The organism is Nocardia albiluteola (assembly GCF_018860155.1).
Taxonomy (GTDB): domain Bacteria; phylum Actinomycetota; class Actinomycetes; order Mycobacteriales; family Mycobacteriaceae; genus Nocardia; species Nocardia albiluteola.
In genome coordinates this window covers 22,908-41,005 of the sequence record NZ_JAHKNI010000026.1, presented here as the reverse complement: position 1 = coordinate 41,005, position 18,098 = coordinate 22,908, and the positions used below count along the sequence as shown (strand labels likewise).

17 protein-coding genes are annotated in these 18,098 nt (G+C 67.7%); 8 read left to right on the top strand and 9 right to left on the bottom strand.

Annotated features, from left to right (window positions below; translation table 11 throughout):
- Positions 1-100: 100 nt before the first annotated feature.
- Genes KO481_RS40905 through KO481_RS40870 form a run of 8 tightly spaced genes read right to left on the bottom strand, consistent with a single transcriptional unit; the run spans position 101 to position 6,966 of the window.
- A complete protein-coding gene (locus KO481_RS40905; RefSeq protein WP_215923947.1) occupies positions 101-1,282 on the bottom strand; it encodes a thiolase family protein in 1,182 nt (393 codons plus the stop codon).
- Positions 1,279-2,055 (bottom strand): CoA-transferase subunit beta, encoded by a 777-nt coding sequence (locus tag KO481_RS40900; protein ID WP_215923946.1) that lies wholly within the window; start codon positions 2,053-2,055, stop codon positions 1,279-1,281. Before KO481_RS40900 ends, KO481_RS40905 begins: the two co-directional genes overlap by 4 nt.
- Positions 2,052-2,882, bottom strand: a complete 831-nt coding sequence (locus tag KO481_RS40895) for a CoA transferase subunit A (RefSeq protein WP_245402237.1) — start codon at positions 2,880-2,882, stop codon at positions 2,052-2,054. Before KO481_RS40895 ends, KO481_RS40900 begins: the two co-directional genes overlap by 4 nt.
- Entirely contained in the window at positions 2,854-3,690 is an 837-nt protein-coding gene (locus KO481_RS40890) for an alpha/beta fold hydrolase (protein WP_215923945.1), read from the bottom strand. The genes KO481_RS40895 and KO481_RS40890 overlap by 29 nt, the downstream gene beginning before the upstream one ends.
- 18 nt (positions 3,691-3,708) lie before the next feature.
- Positions 3,709-3,984, bottom strand: a complete 276-nt coding sequence (catC, locus tag KO481_RS40885; protein WP_215923944.1) for a muconolactone Delta-isomerase — start codon at positions 3,982-3,984, stop codon at positions 3,709-3,711.
- 42 nt (positions 3,985-4,026) lie between these two features.
- Entirely contained in the window at positions 4,027-4,872 is an 846-nt protein-coding gene (catA, locus tag KO481_RS40880; RefSeq protein WP_215923943.1) for a catechol 1,2-dioxygenase, read from the bottom strand.
- A 49-nt stretch (positions 4,873-4,921) separates the two neighbouring features.
- Positions 4,922-6,025: a mandelate racemase/muconate lactonizing enzyme family protein gene (locus tag KO481_RS40875; RefSeq protein WP_215923942.1), complete on the bottom strand. Its 1,104-nt coding sequence runs from the start codon at positions 6,023-6,025 to the stop codon at positions 4,922-4,924.
- Complete coding sequence (locus KO481_RS40870) at positions 6,022-6,966, bottom strand: LysR substrate-binding domain-containing protein (RefSeq protein ID WP_215923941.1); 945 nt, start codon at positions 6,964-6,966, stop codon at positions 6,022-6,024. The genes KO481_RS40875 and KO481_RS40870 overlap by 4 nt, the downstream gene beginning before the upstream one ends.
- A 263-nt stretch (positions 6,967-7,229) precedes the next feature.
- Here KO481_RS40870 and benA point away from each other — a divergent pair, with 263 nt between their 5' ends.
- From benA to KO481_RS40845, 5 genes are all read left to right on the top strand, one after another.
- Positions 7,230-8,588 carry a benzoate 1,2-dioxygenase large subunit gene (gene benA, locus KO481_RS40865; RefSeq protein WP_215923940.1) on the top strand — a complete coding sequence of 453 codons (1,359 nt, stop codon included), beginning with the start codon at positions 7,230-7,232 and terminating at the stop codon, positions 8,586-8,588.
- A complete protein-coding gene (gene benB / locus KO481_RS40860) occupies positions 8,585-9,109 on the top strand; it encodes a benzoate 1,2-dioxygenase small subunit (RefSeq protein ID WP_215923939.1) in 525 nt (174 codons plus the stop codon). Before benA ends, benB begins: the two co-directional genes overlap by 4 nt.
- An 18-nt stretch (positions 9,110-9,127) precedes the next feature.
- Positions 9,128-11,446: a benzoate 1,2-dioxygenase electron transfer component BenC gene (gene benC, locus KO481_RS40855; RefSeq protein WP_215923938.1), complete on the top strand. Its 2,319-nt coding sequence runs from the start codon at positions 9,128-9,130 to the stop codon at positions 11,444-11,446.
- Positions 11,447-11,511: 65 nt separating this feature from the next.
- Positions 11,512-14,208 carry a LuxR C-terminal-related transcriptional regulator gene (locus tag KO481_RS40850; RefSeq protein ID WP_215923937.1) on the top strand — a complete coding sequence of 899 codons (2,697 nt, stop codon included), beginning with the start codon at positions 11,512-11,514 and terminating at the stop codon, positions 14,206-14,208.
- A 220-nt stretch (positions 14,209-14,428) separates the two neighbouring features.
- Entirely contained in the window at positions 14,429-14,926 is a 498-nt protein-coding gene (locus KO481_RS40845; protein WP_215923936.1) for a hypothetical protein, read from the top strand.
- A gap of 179 nt (positions 14,927-15,105) precedes the next feature.
- On the opposite strand, the gene KO481_RS40840 is transcribed toward KO481_RS40845, so the two are convergent.
- The gene (locus KO481_RS40840) at positions 15,106-15,384 is read right to left on the bottom strand and encodes a winged helix-turn-helix transcriptional regulator (protein WP_372452187.1); all 279 of its coding nucleotides are present in this window, start codon (positions 15,382-15,384) and stop codon (positions 15,106-15,108) included.
- On the opposite strand from KO481_RS40840, the gene KO481_RS40835 reads away from it, so the two are divergent.
- The 3 genes from KO481_RS40835 to KO481_RS40825 all read left to right on the top strand — a co-directional run bounded on the left by KO481_RS40835 (position 15,271) and on the right by KO481_RS40825 (position 17,853).
- Entirely contained in the window at positions 15,271-15,912 is a 642-nt protein-coding gene (locus KO481_RS40835) for an MFS transporter (protein ID WP_372452188.1), read from the top strand. The two genes, KO481_RS40840 and KO481_RS40835, sit on opposite strands and share 114 nt — an antisense overlap.
- 140 nt (positions 15,913-16,052) lie before the next feature.
- Positions 16,053-16,265 carry a hypothetical protein gene (locus KO481_RS40830; protein WP_215923933.1) on the top strand — a complete coding sequence of 71 codons (213 nt, stop codon included), beginning with the start codon at positions 16,053-16,055 and terminating at the stop codon, positions 16,263-16,265.
- 772 nt (positions 16,266-17,037) lie between these two features.
- A complete protein-coding gene (locus KO481_RS40825) occupies positions 17,038-17,853 on the top strand; it encodes a CE1 family esterase (protein ID WP_215923932.1) in 816 nt (271 codons plus the stop codon).
- Positions 17,854-18,098: the final 245 nt, after the last annotated feature.

Below are 18,098 nucleotides of genomic sequence, written 5' to 3'. Positions count from 1 at the left end.
CGGCTCTCGCCCGGATGGTGAGATCCGCTGTCCGGCAGGGTGGCATCGGCTATGAATAATCTCACCGGCGTGTTCGTGGCTGCCGCGATACCCGGCGGCATCACCCCGCCGCCTCCAGGACGACGGCCAGGCCCTGACCAACCCCGATGCACAGTGCGGCCAGGCCCCATCGGCGGCCGCGGCGGCGCATTTCGCGCGCGAGCTGGATGAGGATGCGCCCGCCGGAGGCACCGAGCGGATGCCCGATGGCGATCGCGCCGCCGTTGACGTTGACGATCGCCGGATCCAGTTCGTGCCAGTCGGCCAGGCAGGCCAGCGATTGGGCGGCGAAGGCCTCGTTCAGCTCTACCACGCCGAGATCGCTCCAGTCGATTTTGGCGCGCCGCAGAGCGATTCGCGCCGCCTGCACGGGACCGACGCCGAAAGCCTCGGGATCCACACCCGCCGCGCCGCGGCCGGCGATGCGTGCCAGGGGCGCCCGGCCGAGCCGATCGGCCAGCGCCTCGCCGCCGAGCAGCAGCGCCGAGGCGCCGTCGTTGAGCGGTGAGGCGTTCCCGGCGGTCACCGTGCCCTCGGCGCGGAATGAGGGCTCGAGCCGCGCCAGCGTCTCGACGGTGGTGCCGGGCCGCAGTGACTCGTCGCGGACCAGATCGGTCCCGGGGACGGGCACCACGTGATCGTCGTAGAACCCGCTATCCCATGCCGCGGCGGTGAGCCGGTGGCTGCGCGCGGCGAACTCGTCCTGGGCCGCGCGGTCGATACCGTAACGACCGGCAAGGATTTCGGTGCTCTCCCCCAGCGAGACCGTCCACTGCGCGGGCATGGCCGGATTCACCAGGCGCCAGCCGAGCGTGGTCGAGTACAGGGTCTCGTTTCCGGCGGGAAATGCCCTGGCGGACTTGGGCAGGACGTACGGCGCGCGGGTCATCGATTCGACGCCGCCCACGACAACCGTTGTGGCATCACCGGTTTCGATCATCCGGGACGCGTGCCCGGCGGCATCCAGGCTGGACCCGCACAGCCGATTGACCGTGGTGCCCGGGACCGCAACGGGCCATCCGGCCAGCAGCGCCGCCATGCGTGCGATATTGCGATTGTCCTCGCCGGCCTGGTTGGCCGCGCCGAACACCACCTCGTCCACGCTCGCCGGATCCAGCTCACACCGCTCGGCGAGCACCCGCAGTACATGGGCGGCCAGGTCGTCCGGCCGTACCCCGCCGAGCCCGCCGCCATACCGGCCGAACGGGGTGCGCACGCCGTCGTAGAGGAACGCCCCGCTCATGACGCAGCCTTCAACGCGCGCAGGGCGGTCAGTTCGGCCGCGCCGGGTGGTTCGGTCGTGACCAGGTCGTCTGCGACCCTCAGCTGCCAGCCGGTGGCCGCTCGCACCTGCTCGATGCTCACGCCCGGATGCAGCGCGCTCAGCACCAGCTCGCCGGTTTCGTCCGGCCGCAGCACACCCAGGTCGGTGATCACCAGAGTCGGTCCGGCGCCTCGCAATCCGAGACGGGAGCGTTCCCCCGCGCCGCTGCCGTGACCGAGCGAGGTGATGAAATCCACGCGCTCGACGAATGATCGGCGCGACTGGCGGACCACGACGAACACCTCACCGCAGGAGGCCGCGATCTCCGGTGCGCCGCCCGCGCCGGGCAGGCGGACCTTCGGGTGGGCGTAGTCCCCGCCGATGACGGTGGTGTTGATATTGCCGAACTTGTCCAGCTGCGCTGCGCCGAGGAATCCGATATCGATGCGGCCGGGCTGCAACCAGTAGTTGAACACCTCCGGCACGCTGATCACCGCATCGGCCGTCTCGGCCAGGATGCCGTCGCCGATGGAGGCGGGCAGCCGGCCGGGCTTGGAACCCAGCGTCCCGGACTCGTAGATCAGCACCAGCCCGGGCGCATGCGTGGTGCGGGCGAGATTCGCCGCGGTGGAAGGCAATCCGATGCCGACGAAACAACGCTTACCGTCGGACAGCGCCCGCGCCGCGGCAATGGACATCATTTCATCCGAGGTGTATTCCGTTGCCTCGTCGGTCATTTCGGTGATGGTCATGGGTGGACTCCCTCGGTGCTCGCGGGGTACACGTGCTCGTCGAGCCAGCGGGTGAAACTCTCCCGGTCCCGGCTGATCGCGTCCCAGGCCGCGTAGTAGGCGTTGTCGCGCTCGGAATATCCCTGCGCGTAGGACGGGTGGGCGCCGTCGGGCGCGGCGGCGACGGCGGTCACCGCCCAGGCGGGCAGCACGATCGCGCCCGGCAGCGGCGTGAGCTCGTCGACAATCTCCTCGACCGTGACCAGGCTGCGCCGCGCCGCCAGCACCGCCTCCTTCTGCACGCCCAGCAGGCCCCACAGCTGCACATTGCCCTGCCGGTCGGCGCGCTGGGCGTGGATGATCGTGACGTCGGGGTTGACCGCGGGCACCGCGGTGAGCTGCTCCCCGGTGAACGGGCAGGTGATCTGCTTGATGGTATCGGTCACCGACGGCAGATCGGTGCCGACGTATCCGCGCAGCACCGCGAACGGCAGGCCCGAGGCGCCCGCCACGTAGCGGTTGGCCATCCCGGCATGGCTGTGCTCCTCGATCTCCAGCGGCACCGGCCAGGAGTTCTGCACCGCGTCGCGGAAGCGGTGCAGCGAACCCACTCCCGGGTTGCCACCCCAGGAGAAGATCAGCTTGCGCGCGCATCCCGCCCCGATCAACTGGTCGTAGACGATGTCGGGGGTCATCCGTACCAGGGTCAGATCACGCTTGCGCTGCCGGATGATCTCGTGCCCGGCGGCCACCGGGATCAGGTGGGTGAATCCTTCCAGCGCGACCGTGTCGCCGTCGCCGACGAGTTCTGCTATCGCGTCAGCCAGGGACGAAATCGCGGCCATCATGATGTGCTCCTCGGGAAATCGACTGGAGAAATTCCCGCACGATGGTGTCGAACGCGTCGGGCCTCTCCATGCTGGGTGTGTGACCGGCCTCGGGGATGATCACGAGCCGGGACCGCGGAATCTGCCCAGCCAGTTCGGCGCCGAGCACCCCGCGGTCGAACGCGTCCTCGTCCCCGGCCACCACGAGGGCCGGAATGTTCAGTCCCCGTGCGGTTTCAGTGTAGTCGGGTCGTGCCGCGCGACCGCGCAGCGCGGCCGCGGCGGTCACCGGATGGGCGGATGTCATCATCGCCCGGGCGCGCTCGGCGACCGCCGGGCGCTCGCGCACGCTGCGTTCGCTCAGCACGAGCGGCAGGAATTCCTCCGCATAGTCACGCACGCCCTCGGCCTCCAGCCGATCGGCCAGGGCCAGGCGCGCGGCCCTGACCTCGGGTGTGTCGAGACCGGCGAAGGTGTCGCAGAACACGACCGCGCCGACCCGTTCGGGATGGCGGCCGAGTACGTCGAGGACGACCTGCCCGCCCATGGAATATCCGATCAGCACCGCCTCGCCGACCGCGCGATCGTCCATCACCGCGGTCACCGCCCGGGACTGCGCGGCCATCGGGATGGTGCCGCGGGCCGCGGCGCTGTCGCCGAATCCGACCATATCGACGCAGATCACCCGGTACCCGATCGAGACGAAGGACTCGATCTGCGGTTGCCACATGCGCTTGTCGAACAGGAATCCGTGGACGAGGACCAGGGCCGGGCCACTCCCGTGGTCGGTGTATCCGACGGGACCGAACTCGGTGGCGAGTATCGACACGATCAGCCTGACGGTCCGTCAGATCTTGGACGGATGGGTCGCCAGCGGCGTGACGTGCAGGCTCATGTACTCGAACAGCGGTAGCCCAGACAGCAATTCGTGTAGCTCGTCGGTGGACTCCACGTCGAAGATCGAGTAGTTGGAGTACTCGCCGACGATCCGCCACAGCTGCGGCCACTTTCCCGCGCGCTGCAGGTTCTGGCTGTACGCCTTCTCGCGAGCCACGATCTCCGCGCGAGCGTCGGGCGGAAGATCATGGGGCAGATGCACATCCATCCGCACGTGGAACAGCATGTCGTACTCCTGGAATCGGAAGATGTTCGGGCCGTGCCGGTCTCAGGCGCGGTCGAGGACGAAGTCGTATGCGATGGCTTCGCCGCCATTCGGCCCCGGGCGCGGATCGAGGATGAGTTCGGGCTTCACCGCGGAGGCGATGTCGTCGTCGTTGTGCTCGTCGTTCGGGAAATACAGCTGCGCGGTGAGCAATTCGTGTCCCGGTGCGGAGACCTTCACGTGCAGATGCGCCGGACGCCAGGCATGCCAGCCCGCCGCGGCGATCAGCTTGCCGCACGCGCCGTCGGTCGGGATCTGGTACGGCGCGGGGCGCACGGTGTGGATCTCGAACCGGCCGTCGGCGTCAGCGTGGAACGCGGCGCGCAGGTTCCATTCCGGAATCCCGGGCGCGAACTGGGAGTACAGGCCGTCGGAGTCGGCGTGCCAGAGCTCGATCGTCGCATCGCTCAGGGCGGCGCCGTCGGTCGAGGTGACCCGGCCGGTCCACACCAGCGGGCTGCCGGATTCGTTGTCCCGCATGGGAACCGAGTCACCGACACCGCGCTCGGGGGCGCCGGGAACGTAGTAGGGACCCTCGATGGTGCCCTTGTTGCCGTGGCGGTGCTCGGTGGCGACCTCCTCGACGACGTGCTCGACCCAGACGTCCAGGAACAGCGGCCACTCGCCGCCCTGCCCGACGCCGATCAGCCACGCCTTGAGCGCGTTGTACTCGGCGTAGGTGAGCTTGTGCCGGCGGATGGTGTCGTGCACCGCGCCGAGCACCTCACGGGCGAGCAAGTCCACCCGCTCGGGCGGGGTGTCGGCGACGTTTGTCTTGTCGGCGGCGAAGCGTTCGGTGGCGCGGGCGCCGGAATCCGCGGCGGTCGGGGCCGGGTTGATGGTGGTCATCGGATCCTCCTTGGTAACTGGCCTGTATTCGGTTGTCGGGCTGTCGATTTCAGATGTCCTGGCGGTAGCGGGCGAGCTTGTCGGGGTCGAGGTCGACACCCAGTCCGGCGCCGGGGCGGATGGTGAGTTCGCCGCCGCAGATCTCGAGGGGTTCGGTGAGCAGGTCGTCGCTCATGTCCAGGAAGTTGGACAGCTCACCGGCGCGTCGCGACGTCAGCCGATATGCCGCACCGAAGACCACCGAGCACATCGACCCGAGCTGACTGTCGATCTGGTTGCCCATAACGACCTCGAGGCCCAGTCCCTCGGCGAGATGATGCACGCGCTGCGAGCCGGTGAAACCGGTGCGCGCGGTCTTGATGCTGATGGCGGTGGCGGATCCGCCGAGCACCTCGCGGGTCACGTCGGCGGGGGTGGGTACCGATTCGTCGGCGATGAACGGGACATCGATGTGGGAGACCAGCCAGCGGCGGCCCAGCACGTCGTCGGCGGGGCAGAGTTCCTCGGCGAACAGCAGATTCAGATCCGCCATCTGCTTCATCGCCGCTGCGGATTCCGAGGCGGTCCACCCGCGGTTGCCGTCGATATACAGTTCCGCACCCTCGCCCAGCGCCTCGCGCAGGGCGCGCACGACCGCGACGTCCAGTTCCACCGGGCGGCGGCCGACCTTGACCTTGAACGTGGTGATGCCGTGCACATCCCGCATCTTCTCCGCCTCGGCGACCATCGCGGCGGGCTCGTCGAATCCGAGCATGTGCGAGACCCGCATGCGGTCGGTGTAGCCGCCCAGCAACTCGGTGACCTGGATGTCGAGGGTGCGGCCGAGGGCGTCCCAGACGGCCATGTCGATCGCGGCCTTGGCGACCGGATTGCCGACGGTGCGGCCCAGCCGGGCGTGAATCACCTCGCGCTGCCAGAGATTCAGCCCGATCACCTGCGGGGCGAAGATCTTCCGGATCACCGCCACCACCCCGTCCTGCGTCTCACCGTAGGTGAACGGGCGCGGCGGGGCCTCGGCGATTCCCACCACGCCGTCGTCGGTGTGCACCCGCACCAGTACGTGCTCGGCGACGTGGACCTCGCCGGAGGCGAAGGTCAGCGGTTTGCGATACGGGATGGCGAACGGAATCGCCTCCACGCCTGTGATTTTCATCGTCGCGCCTCCACGGGCTCGTCGTTGGATGTCGGGGCGGCGCCGGATGCGGCGGCACCCTCGGGCGCGAGGGTGACCGCCAGCGCGTCGAGCACCGAATGCACCACCGGGGAGTCGATGTCGCGCCGCCATGCCAGGGCCAGCTCGACCGTCTCGGCGTCGGCCAGTTCACGGAAGACGACCCCGGCCAGCGGCAGCGCGCGAGCCGACGCCGGCACCACCGCGACGCCCAGCCCCCCGGCGACCAGCGCCAGCAGCACTCCGGTCCCGCTTGCCTCGTGCGCAACCTGGGGACTGAATCCGGCGGCGCGGCAACTGCGTACGACCGCCGTGTTGACCACCGAGTCTCGACCCGCGTAGCAGATGAAACCCTCCGCTCGCAGATCGGCCATGGCGATGATCGGTTCGACGGCGAGCCGATGGTCGGCGGGCACGGCGAGGATGAGCGATTCGACCTCGAGGACACGCAGATCCAGTTGCTCGCCCCGCAACGGCGGCCGCAGCACGCCTAGGTCCAGGCTTCCGGCGCGCAGCCGGTCGCACTGTGCGGAGGTGAGCAGATCGGAGTGGATTTCGAGTGCGACATCGGGCAGCTCGTGTTGCAGCCGTCGGGCGATCCGGGGCAGGTGCGAGAGCGCGGCGGTGCCGGTGAAACCCATCCGGACCTGCCCGAGCCGTCCGTCGGAGATCCGGCGGACCCCGCGCACGCTGTCCTCGACGGTGTCCAGCACGCGATGCGCCTCACCGAGCAGGAACTCCCCCGCCGGGGTCAGCGCGACCTGGCGGGTCGTGCGGGTGAACAGCGCCGCGCCGAGTTCGGCCTCGAGCTGCCGGATCGCCTGCGACAACGCCGGCTGGGCCATGTGCAGGCGTTCAGCAGCCCGCCCGAAGTGCTTGGTGTCCGCGACGGTCGCGAAGTACCGCAGGTGACGAAGTTCCATCTCCGGGCCTCCTTCCGATTCACCGCGACGCGCTGATGTGTATCGAGTCACGGTAGATATGAATATTAAGTCAAGACAAATACTATTTTCGGCCTCATTAATATGCGAGATCAATCAATAAGACCCTGGGTCAGGACTGGGCATTCACCTGGGGTGACTGAGGTCACACGCTGTCACGATCGAAACACGTGCCACTGCGGAGACACGCCGTCCCAGTCCCGACGACTCCGCCGCAGGCAGTTCCCGACGCGGTTGGAGGACCCATGACCAGTACGTTCGATCACCTGTCACAGGTGCTCACCGACGCGATCATCGACGACCGAGAGGCCGGGGTCTTCCGCGCGAATCGCCGTATCTTCACCGACGAGGCGATCTTCGAACTCGAGATGAAATACATCTTCGAGGGCAACTGGATCTACCTGGCCCACGAGAGCCAGGTCCCGAACCCGGGCGACTACTTCACCACCTACATCGGCCGCCAGCCGGTGGTGATCACCCGGGACCGGGACGGCGAGCTGCACTGCCTGATCAACGCCTGCGCGCATCGCGGGGCGATGATCTGCCGCCGCAAGACCGACAACCGCACGACCCTGACCTGTCCGTTCCACGGCTGGACGTTCCGCAACGACGGCACCCTGCTGAAGGTCAAGGACCCCGACGGCGCCGGCTACCCGGACTCGTTCGACAAGAACGGCTCGCACAACATGACCCACGTCGCCCGCTTCGAGAGCTACCGCGGATTCCTGTTCGGCAGCCTGAACCCGGATGTGCTGAGCCTGCGCGAGCATCTGGGTGACACCACCGCCGTCATCGACATGCTCGTCGACCAGTCACCGGATGGGCTCGAGGTGCTGCGCGGATCGTCGACCTACACCTACGACGGCAACTGGAAGGTGCAGGCGGAGAACGGCGCCGACGGATATCACGTCACCGCGACGCACTGGAACTACGCGGCCACCACCTCCCGGCGCGATACGGGCGCGTCCAAGAACGAGACCAAAACCCTGGACGCCGGCAAATGGGGTAAGGCCGGCGGCGGCTACTGGTCGTTCCCGCACGGGCACCTGTGCCTGTGGACCTGGGCGGCCAACCCGCAGGACCGTCCGCTGTGGCCGCGCATCGAGGAGCTCAAACGCGAATTCGGGCAGGCCCGAGGCGAATTCATGGTCAAGGGCTCCCGCAATCTGTGCCTGTATCCGAACGTGTACCTGATGGACCAGTTCAGCACGCAGATCCGGCACTTCCGCCCGATCGCACCGGACCGGACCGAGGTCACCATCTACTGCATCGCACCCAAGGGCGAGAGCGCGCAGGCGCGGGCGTGGCGGATCCGGCAGTACGAGGACTTCTTCAACGCCTCCGGCATGGCCACCCCCGACGACCTGGAGGAATTCCGTTCCTGCCAGCTCACCTTCCGCGCCGCCGCGGCCCCCTGGAACGACATGAGCCGCGGAGCCGAGCACTGGCTCAGCGGACCCGACCCCGTCGCCGAATCCCTCGGCATGCACGACGTGCTCTCGGCCGGGGTGAAGAACGAGGACGAGGGCCTGTACCCGATACAGCACGGCTACTGGCTCACCCGAATGCGGGAGAGCCTGTCTCTGGAGGGCGAGCTCCGATGACCGTCACCGCCGACAACCACGCGGGCTCGAAGCTCGTCACCCACAACGACATCGAGCAGTTCCTGTACCGCGAGGCCCGCTACCTCGACGACCGGGAATTCGAGAAGTGGCTGGACTGCTATGCCGACGACGTCGTCTACTGGATGCCCGCCTGGGGTGACGACGACCTGCTGACCGAGGACCCGCAAACCCAGATCTCGCTGATCTACTATCCGAACAAGGGCGGCCTCGAGGACCGGATCTTCCGCATCCGCACCGAAAGATCCTCGGCCACTTCCATTCCCGAGCCGCGCACCAGCCACAACATCAGCAACGTGGAGGTGATCGAACGTCGCGGCGATCTTGTGGACATCCGATTCAACTGGCACACCATGTATTTCCGGTACAAGACCATCGATCCGTACTACGGGACCTCGTTTTACACGATCGACTTCTCCGGCGCCGCACCGCTGATCCGGCGCAAGACCGTGGTGCTCAAGAACGACTACATCCACCACGTCGTCGACGTGTACCACTTCTGAGCCGCGAAAGAGCCCGTCATGAACCACCGGATCGCGCTGTCGTTCGAGGACGGCGTCACTCGCTTCATCACCTGTACCGCGGACCAGACCGTGGCCGATGCCTCGTACCGAGCGCGCATCAACATTCCCCTGGACTGCCGCGACGGCGCGTGCGGCACCTGCAAGGCGTTCTGCGAGTCCGGTGACTACGACGGCGGCACCTATATCGACGACGCGCTGACCAGCGAAGAGGCCGCGAACGGATACGTGCTGCCGTGCAGCATGAAGCCGAAATCCGATCTGGTACTGCAGATTCGGAGTCCCTCGGCGGTGGCCAAGACCCAACCCACCCGCTACACCGCGACGATCACCGCGCTCGATCGGCTCTCGCCGACGACCGTCGCGATGACCGCGGAGATCGTCGACCGCGACACACTGGCCTTTCTGCCGGGCCAGTACGTCAACATCGCGGTTCCCGGGACGGAGCAGAGCCGGTCGTACTCGTTCAGCAACGGCCCGACCGACAAGAGCCTGACCTTCTTGATCAAGCTCACCCCCGGCGGCGTGATGTCGGAGTACCTCACCGAGCGTGCGGCGGTATCGGACGAGCTCACCTTCCTCGGCCCCAACGGCAGTTTCTTCCTGCGGGAGACCGAGCGTGCGGTGCTGCTGCTGGCCGGTGGCACCGGGCTGGCCCCGGTCCTGTCGATCCTGCGGGCGATGCGGGCGTCCGGAACGAGCCGTCCCGCTCATCTGATCTACGGCGTGAGCACCGACGACGATCTGGTCGAGCTCGACACGCTGGCGGAGCTGGCGTCCGGGCTCGACGGATTCACCTGGGACTACTGCGTTTCCGCTCCGGGGAGCACCGCGCCGAACAAGGGGTACGTCACGAACCTGATCCACGACGAGCACCTCTACGGCGGCGATGTCGCGGTGTATCTGTGCGGCCCGCCCGCGATGGTGGAGTCGGTGCGCAAGGACTTCTCCATCCGCGGTATCGAGCCGACCGGGTTCTACTACGAGAAGTTCGCGCTGTCCGGCACGGCGACCCCGGCGCGCCCGGTCGACGCGACACCGGACAGCGGTGCCGATGATACGGCCGTCGCCGAGCCCGAAGCCACTGTCTCCTCGAGGGCCGATACGGAAACCCTTCCGCAGCAGCCCGATTCGATAATGCCGGCGCCGGAGGCCGGATCCGTCTCCGCCACAGGGGCTCTCGGCGGGCGCACGATCGCGGGTCAGGAGGTCTTCCACTCCGGTCCCCTAGCTCCGCTCGGCGCGGCGAACCAGGCGCCGGACGACTCGGCCGCACTCCGCTCGATCGCCGGTCGCGCCGTCTGGCCCGGCAGCGGCGGTTCCCGCGAACTGGACCCCGGCGATCCGATACAGCCGGTCGGATCGGCCCGCGACATCGCCGGTCAGCAGCTGTTTCTCACGGACGAGGTCCGCACGCCGCTCGTCGCGCCGGCCGAGAACACCGGCGGATACGAGATCGGCGAGGAACATCCCTCGAGCGAACGGTCGAAGGCCACAATGCGGCGGGCGATGACCGACGCGGCGGGCGAACAACGTCCGGCGTTCATCTCCCCCGGCCGGTTCGACGGCAAGGTCGTCGTGGTGACCGGCGCGGCGCAGGGCATCGGTGAACGCACCGCCCGGCGGATCAGCGCCGAGGGCGGCGCGGTCGTCCTGGTCGACAGGTCCGAGCTGGTGACGCGGGTGGCGGGCGAGCTGCCCCGCTCGATCGCGGTGACCACCGACCTCGAGACCTGGCAGGGCGCCCAGCACATGGTCACCCAGGCCCTGAGCCGGCACGGACGGATCGACATCCTGATCAACAATGTCGGCGGCGCTATCTGGTTCAAGCCGTTCACCGAGTTCACCGCGGCGCAGATCCAGGCCGAGATCACCCGATCGCTCATGACAACGCTGCTGGCCTGCCGCGCGGCCCTGCCGGCCATGGCCGAGCGCGGCGCAGGTGTCATCGTCAACGTCTCCTCGGCCGCCACCCGCGGCATCCATCGCATCCCCTATTCGGCGGCCAAGGGCGGGATCAACGCACTGACCGCCTCGCTCGCACTGGAATACGCCGACGCCGGAATCCGGGTCGTCGCCACCGCCCCGGGCGGCACCCACGCGCCGCCACGCCGGATCTCCCGCGGCGGATCAGCCCCGACGACCGGGCAGGAGCAGACCTGGTTCCAGGCGCATATCGATCAGACGGTCGACTCCAGCCTGATGAAGCGGTACGGGACGCTCGACGAGCAGGCCGCGGCGATCACCTTCCTCGCCTCGGACGAGGCGTCCTACATCACCGGCACCGTCCTGCCGGTCGCCGGTGGTGACCTCGGCTGAGGCGACCGCACAGCGCGTCACCACGATCGCGTTCCCGCCGCGGACGTGGGGATTACGGTGACAGGGTGACTGGAACGGGCCCGTCGAGCGCGGTACATCCGGCCGCGCTCGCGGCCCTGGTGGACCGCCTGCGCGAGGTCCCCGCTCGAGGCCCCGGATTCGTCCTGCTCACCGGTCGCTCCGGAGACGGCAGGACGACGCTGCTGCGCGAACTGGCCGCCCGTCACCAGGGCCCCGTCCTGTGGTCCACCGCCGCACCATGGGAAACCCGGTACGCCTCTGGCATCCTGCTCCAGCTGCTCCCCGACCTGTCCGTCACCCCGGACAGCGCCGTAGACGACCCCGTGGCAGGCGCGGCCCGAATTGCACGGTGGGTGGCCGCGAGCCGGGACACGGTTCTGGCTGTGGTGGACGATGCGCAGTGGGCCGATGCCCTCTCCTTGCAGGCGCTCGCGTCGGCCGTGCGGCACCATCGGGACGCCCGCCTGCTGGTCGTGGCGGCGACGGTCACCGGGGACGCGGATATCGCGTCGCCCGCCCCCGATCTGCTGCATCACATCGCCACCGGCATCGTCCGGGTGGGCCCGCTCACCGTGGCCGAGGTCGGGCAGCTGGCCGCGCGGCACGGCATCGCGCTGCACCCGTCAATGGCCGAGCGGCTGTGCCGGCACACCGGTGGCGTGGCCCGCGACGTCGAGCAGTTGCTGGCCGAGGTGCCGCCGCAGGTGTGGGCGGGCTTCGATCCGGACCTACCCGCCCCCGCCGCTGTCACCGCTGAAGTGCGTGCCGCACTGGGTGATTGTGCGCCGTCCACCCGACGGCTGATCGAGTCGACGGCCGTGCTCGGGACCGGCACGGCGGTGCGCGATGCGGCGGCGCTGGCCGGTATCGATGACGATCTGATCACCGTCCTGGACGAAGCGGCCCGAACCGGGCTGGTGCGGCTGGGCCCGCAGGGCCTCACCGAGATCGGCCCGGCCGACCCGATGCTGCGTGCCGCGGTGCTCGCGGGCATGGGCCCGGCCGCGACCGCCGCCCTGCGCTGCCGCGCCGCCGAATCGACCGAGGATCCGGTGCGCCGACTGCGCCTGCTGGTCGCCGCCACACCGGTTCCAGATACCGATCTGGCCGACCGGCTCGACGCGCTGGCCACCGAGCAGGCCGCACAGGGCGCCTGGGGAACCGCGGCCGCACTGCTGCGGGATGCGAGCCGTCTCACCGACGATCGGCTCTCTCGCGAAAGCCGGTTGACCCGTGCGGTGGACGCTCTGATCGGCGCCGGTGACATCTTCGCCGCCGCAGCCCTGATCCCCGAGGTGGAAAGCCTGCGGGAGACGCCCCTGCGCAATGCGGTCCTGGGTTATCTGGCGATGGTCCGGGGGCGGCCCGCCGAAGCGGAGATCCGCCTCGCCCGCGCATGGGATCTGGTGAACTCCGAAAGAGAACCGGAGCAGGCGGCGCTCATCTGCCAGCGCTACGTGCTGCACGCGCTGTGCCGCTGCCGGCCAACGGAACTTGTGGACTGGGCGGACCGGGCGATCGCGCTGGTCGGGTCCGGCAATCCGGCGGCGGTCGAGGCGGCCGCGATCCGCGGGCTCGGCCTGGTCTACGGCCGCACCGAGGAGGCCCGGCGGTCCTATGCCGAACTGTCCCAACAGGTCCGGACCGGCGCTCAGGTGCAGCGCATCATGATGGGACGCGGCTGGCTGAGCCTGATCGCCGACGAATTCGACGATGCCCGCGCGGATCTGGAGGGTTCCGTGCCGACGACCTATCTCGGCGGCTCGACGCGAATCTCGCTGTGGGCCAGGGCATGGCTGGCCCGAGTCCAGTTCCTGACCGGTGACTGGGACGACGCGCTGCGCACCGTCGCCGAGGCCGCCGAACTGGTGGACCGCACCGGCATCGTCCTGTCGTCGCCGCTATTGCACTGGACCGCCACCTCGGTGCACTGCCTGCGCGGCGACTGGGCCGAGGCGCAGAGCTCGTTGCAGCACACGGCGACGGGTCCGCAGGACTACGAGATCATGCGTGTGCCTTCGTATCTGGCTCGCGCACAATGGGCCGAGGCGCGCGCGGACTCGGCCGGGGTGCTGCGTGCGTTGCATCCGATGACCCAGGCGTGGGCGTGGAACGGCCCCGACGATCCGGGCCAGTGGCCGTGGGCCGACATGTACGCCCACGCGCTGGTCACCGAGGCAAGATACGACGAGGCCGACGCATTCCTCACCCGGCACGAGCGGCATGCCGCGGATCTCGGGCGGCCCAGCGCCCAGGCTCGGCTGCGCGTGGTCCGAGGGCAGCTGTTCGGCGCGTGCGGCGACCTCGAGCACGCCCGCGAGGCCTTCGCCGGTGCGCTCGAGCAGCTCGAGGGGATGCCGCTGCGGTACGACCGCGCCCGGGCGGGCCTGAGCTTCGGTCAGATGCTCCGCCGCGCCGGGAAGCGCCGCGAGGCCGACGCCGAACTCTCCACCGCCCGTGACCTTTTCGCCGCGCTCGACGCACGGACATATGTGACCCGCTGCGACCGCGAACTCAAGGCCGCAGGGGTGCGCGCCCAGCGCACGGGCCGGTCCGGCGATCAGCTCACCCCGCAGGAGGAGGCCGTCGCCGCGCTGGTGGCCCGGGGCCTGCCCAACCGCGAGGTCGCGGCCGAGCTGTTCATCACCGCCAAAACCGTCCAGTACCACCTGACTCGCATCTACACCAAGCTCGGCATCCGCTCCCGAGCCGAATTGGCGGCACTGCGCGGCGAGTCCTGACGCGATACCGAACCGCGGCCGCACAGGACTCATTGGGGCGACACATCGTTCAAAGCCCTGGCCATCGAGCCGCTCTACGGTTCCGCGTTCCGGCGCAGCGCTGGACTCACAGGCCCGGCAGCTACCGACCCGAGTCCGCAACTGCGTTGGTGGGCCACCCATCTGGCCCAAACGCTGGGTCTTCGATAACGGGCCGACGACCCCGCTACTGCACCACAGAATGCACAGCTTCGAACACGCTGTAATTGCCGCACTCGATGATCGGGCCGGGGTGCTCGGCCACCGTTGCGGCGCGCTCGAACGCATCGAACTGTTGCTGGGCGATTGGGCTGATAACAAGCGCCGCCTGGCCGATACCGAGGCCCGCATGGTCGGGATCCTCGACGAACTTCAACTGACCGAGCTGGTCACCTCGATCGTCGGTTTGTCCGCGGTCAGTGCCGCGGCGATCCTGGCCGAAACCGGTGACCCGAACCGCTTTGGCCACGATCTCGGCCGCCGCCTAAACCGCAGCGCGTCGAGCGAGCGGTCGGGACGAGCCCCACTCGGCATCGAGACACCTACCGGTGATCTCGTCGCTCATCATGGGCAGCCCCGGCCCGTCGTCTCTATAACCCGATTACACGCTGCCGGGAACCATCCCGATTACCACTATGCCGGGCAGGCGACAGACCAGGGCACCGACCCGAACCGCTTGACACAAAACGTTTTACGCTGATGGCAGCTGGCCTGCAGATGAAGGCTGGGCAGGCAGGGTTGCAGACCGTTGATTTCGAGGTGAGGCCGGCGATGTCACCGCAACGACATCGTGTGGATGATGTTCGACCTGTGAGATTCCCTGCGGGGCATGCGATCATGTGACGCAGATCTGCCGGCGGGTCTCCCTGGGGTGTGGTTCTACTGCTTCTGTTGCTGCGGTTCGGCTGGGAGGCTGTTGATGTAGTTGTCGCCCCACCGGTTCAGCTCGGCGACGAAGGCTCGTAGGCCGTTTCCGGTGGATGTGAGCGAGTATTCGACCCGGGGTGGTACTTCGGGGTAGGCCCGGCGGGTCACGATCCCGTCTTGTTCGAGTTCGCGGAGTTGGCGAGTGAGAACGCGCGGTGTGACCTCACCGACACGGCGGCGGAGCTCACCGTAGCGCAGTGGACCGTCGAGCAGGTGTTTGACGATCGTCATTTTCCAGGCACCGCCGAGCACCGCGATTCTCGTTGGCGCCGTTGGTTTCATCCCGCCTGGGCAATAGTGGCCGTCGCCGCTCTCGCCCTGATCGCCGCGGGATCGTTCACCACGATCGCCGGGCTCATCACCGATCCGCTCGTCGAGGCGAAGAGCTGGAGCCGCACCGCCATCGGCGCCGGTGTCGGGATCAACATGGTCCTGTATGGGGCCGTGGCCCCGTTCTCCGCAGCAGCAATGGACCGCTACGGGATTCGCCGAGTCACCGCGTTCGCTCTGATCCTGCTCGTTGCCAGCTCTGCCTTGATGACGCTCCTCGCGCCGACGGTGTTCTTCTTCGTGCTGTGGCGGGCGTCCTGGACCTGGTACGGCCGCGGAATGGTGTTGTACCGCACCATATCCGGGTCCGCACACTACTCGACGATCACAGACAGGTCATCAGGACGATGGGCACGCCACACCAGCGAGCCGCCGTCGCTTGGCTCGAGATTCAAGGTGAGACGTCGCCCTATTCCCCTGTCGTCGTAGGCCGGGCTCGCGACGCGCGATCGGCAATGCCATGATTCGCGTGTGCAAGAACGAAGCAGACAACCGGATCGGATCACTGCTCGATCGGTAGCGCCGGGCGGTGGCCGGGAGCAGGAACCCAGCGTTGCGGAGTGGTCGGCGTGACCGAACGGCGCTGTACCCACTGCGGCGGTACTGATCTCGCGCGCGGACTGTTCATGACCGGGGCCGGTCAGGGTATCGACTGGTTCCCGACCCCGAACGCGGGCTCATTCCTCGCCAAGCTCAAAGCCCCATTTGGACCCCATTTCCGGGTCGATGCGTACCGCTGCCAGACCTGCTCGCACCTCGACCTGTTCGTTCCCGACGCCTGATAGCGCCCCTCCAGCGCGTATCCAGAACTGCTGCGCGCAATCGACCGCGTGAACCCGCCTGGGCGCAACCGCTTCACGGCGAGGTTGAAATACATTGCGCAAGAGGTGATTCCGCTCAATTCTCGGCATATCGAACGGGCCCGGTGGTGTAGAAGCAGCAGCCACGAGTACTACGTGGCCAGCATCCAAGATAGGTCGCCGCCCTATGGTTGGTTTGAAGCTGTGGGCCCGCATTCCGATCGACTGTCTGGGTGGCAGGGTTCGTGGCAGTATCCAGATCCTCGCGAACCATCTCACAGCCGAAGGGCTCCCGCTGCGCATCAAGTCGGTAGGCATGCGCCAGGTGACATCCAAGACATGACCTGCGAGTTCGGTGAATCGTTGATGATCGACGATCGCCACGCGCCAACTGGTCGGCGGCTCAACCATCGCGATGTCCTGCTGCCGTCGCAATCAGCGGAAAACCGCTCGATAAGCGGCTACTTAAGACTACTTATGCCAACGGAACGCCGATTTTTCGCGTGCTGCCGACAAAGGACGGCTGTCGGAGTACCCCGTAGTCGGTGAGTTCCGGTACTCGACGATTGCAGGCTGCATCTCCATGTCACCCCAGTTCAGGACATAAATCGTGCGCTCCGTACGCTCGGAATTCTGCGGAACCCCGGAAACGACGGTCGGCCCCGTGCGACACTCAACCACTGTGGCTCCCTACTCGGGCAGATTGCTTCGGCGGGCTTGCGCGCTTGGTGTTGGCGTCTTTCTCATCCTTACGATGGCGGTATATTCCTCGCCCGCCCCGGCATCGGCAGCCAACTGCACCATGGAGCCGACCCATGGGACCGTGACCCGGTTTATCGGGGACCGGATGTACGCCCTCAATGTACCGCCGGGTCTGAAAGGTCCGGCTCCGCTGATGATCAGTTTGCACGGTACGGGAGACACGGCGGCAGGCATGGAGGCGGAGACAGGTTGGAGCAGCTACGCCGCCGCTCACCACTTCATAGTCGCCTATCCACAGGGCATCGCCCTTGACCAAACCTGGCACTTCGAGCGCGGGTCCGTCGATGTGGCGTTCTTGACCGGCCTGGTCCGCAACGTCGAATCGACCTGGTGTATCGACGCCCGGCGGGTCTACGCCGAGGGCTGGTCGAATGGCGGCATCATGGCGCAGCGACTGGCATGCGACGCTGCCGACGTGTTCACCGCCGTCGCGGGCTGGGAAAGCAGCGACGCGATCGACCCGAACCCCGCGACGTTCAGCCTCGGGACTCCGTGCGTACCCGGACGCCCGATTTCGGTCGGGATATTCCAGGGCCGGCTCGACCCGATCTCGAGCCCTATAGTCGGTGCGATCAACACCCAAAGCTGGATCAGCCGGGACAACTGCCCGAGGAAGGCGGTGACGTCCACGTCCACCATGTCCACCGATCTGTTTGGCGCCTTCACAACGCCCGGGCCCTGTGCGGATGCAACCGGGTTGGTGTGGCGTTTGGAATTCAATACTGCGCATGAGTGGCCGACCGGCCCCATCGGTGAGGACTTACGCGGTCAAATCTGGAGCTTCCTGTCCAGCTATTCGCTGCCGTAGGTCGGCTAGGTGACTGGTGTTTTTCGTGCGGTGACCGGTCCGGCTCGAGCAGAATGCTGGGGTGAGTTTGGGGCGTGTGCCGAGTCAGGGTGATCTGCTGCGGTCGACGGTGGAGTTCTGCGCTGGCCGGGTGGCCGGCAGGGCTGAGGCAAAGTCGTAGGCCGGTACCTTTGACCTGCTGAATCATGTTGCGACACACCGTGGAGTGCGGTTGCAGTGCAGGCACGGCTGCTCGATCGATCATG

Coding starts and splice junctions, on each gene's coding strand:
- catA (WP_215923943.1), bottom strand. CDS start 4,872: ATGACCACCATCAACCCGGCCCCGACCGCCGCGGATTCCGGCGCCCGC.
- KO481_RS40845 (WP_215923936.1), top strand. CDS start 14,429: ATGCACAGCTTCGAACACGCTGTAATTGCCGCACTCGATGATCGGGCC.
- KO481_RS40900 (WP_215923946.1), bottom strand. CDS start 2,055: ATGACCATCACCGAAATGACCGACGAGGCAACGGAATACACCTCGGAT.
- KO481_RS40840 (WP_372452187.1), bottom strand. CDS start 15,384: ATGACGATCGTCAAACACCTGCTCGACGGTCCACTGCGCTACGGTGAG.
- benA (WP_215923940.1), top strand. CDS start 7,230: ATGACCAGTACGTTCGATCACCTGTCACAGGTGCTCACCGACGCGATC.
- KO481_RS40895 (WP_245402237.1), bottom strand. CDS start 2,882: ATGATGGCCGCGATTTCGTCCCTGGCTGACGCGATAGCAGAACTCGTC.
- KO481_RS40825 (WP_215923932.1), top strand. CDS start 17,038: ATGGCGGTATATTCCTCGCCCGCCCCGGCATCGGCAGCCAACTGCACC.
- benB (WP_215923939.1), top strand. CDS start 8,585: ATGACCGTCACCGCCGACAACCACGCGGGCTCGAAGCTCGTCACCCAC.
- KO481_RS40905 (WP_215923947.1), bottom strand. CDS start 1,282: ATGAGCGGGGCGTTCCTCTACGACGGCGTGCGCACCCCGTTCGGCCGG.
- KO481_RS40875 (WP_215923942.1), bottom strand. CDS start 6,025: ATGAAAATCACAGGCGTGGAGGCGATTCCGTTCGCCATCCCGTATCGC.
- benC (WP_215923938.1), top strand. CDS start 9,128: ATGAACCACCGGATCGCGCTGTCGTTCGAGGACGGCGTCACTCGCTTC.
- KO481_RS40870 (WP_215923941.1), bottom strand. CDS start 6,966: ATGGAACTTCGTCACCTGCGGTACTTCGCGACCGTCGCGGACACCAAG.
- catC (WP_215923944.1), bottom strand. CDS start 3,984: ATGCTGTTCCACGTGCGGATGGATGTGCATCTGCCCCATGATCTTCCG.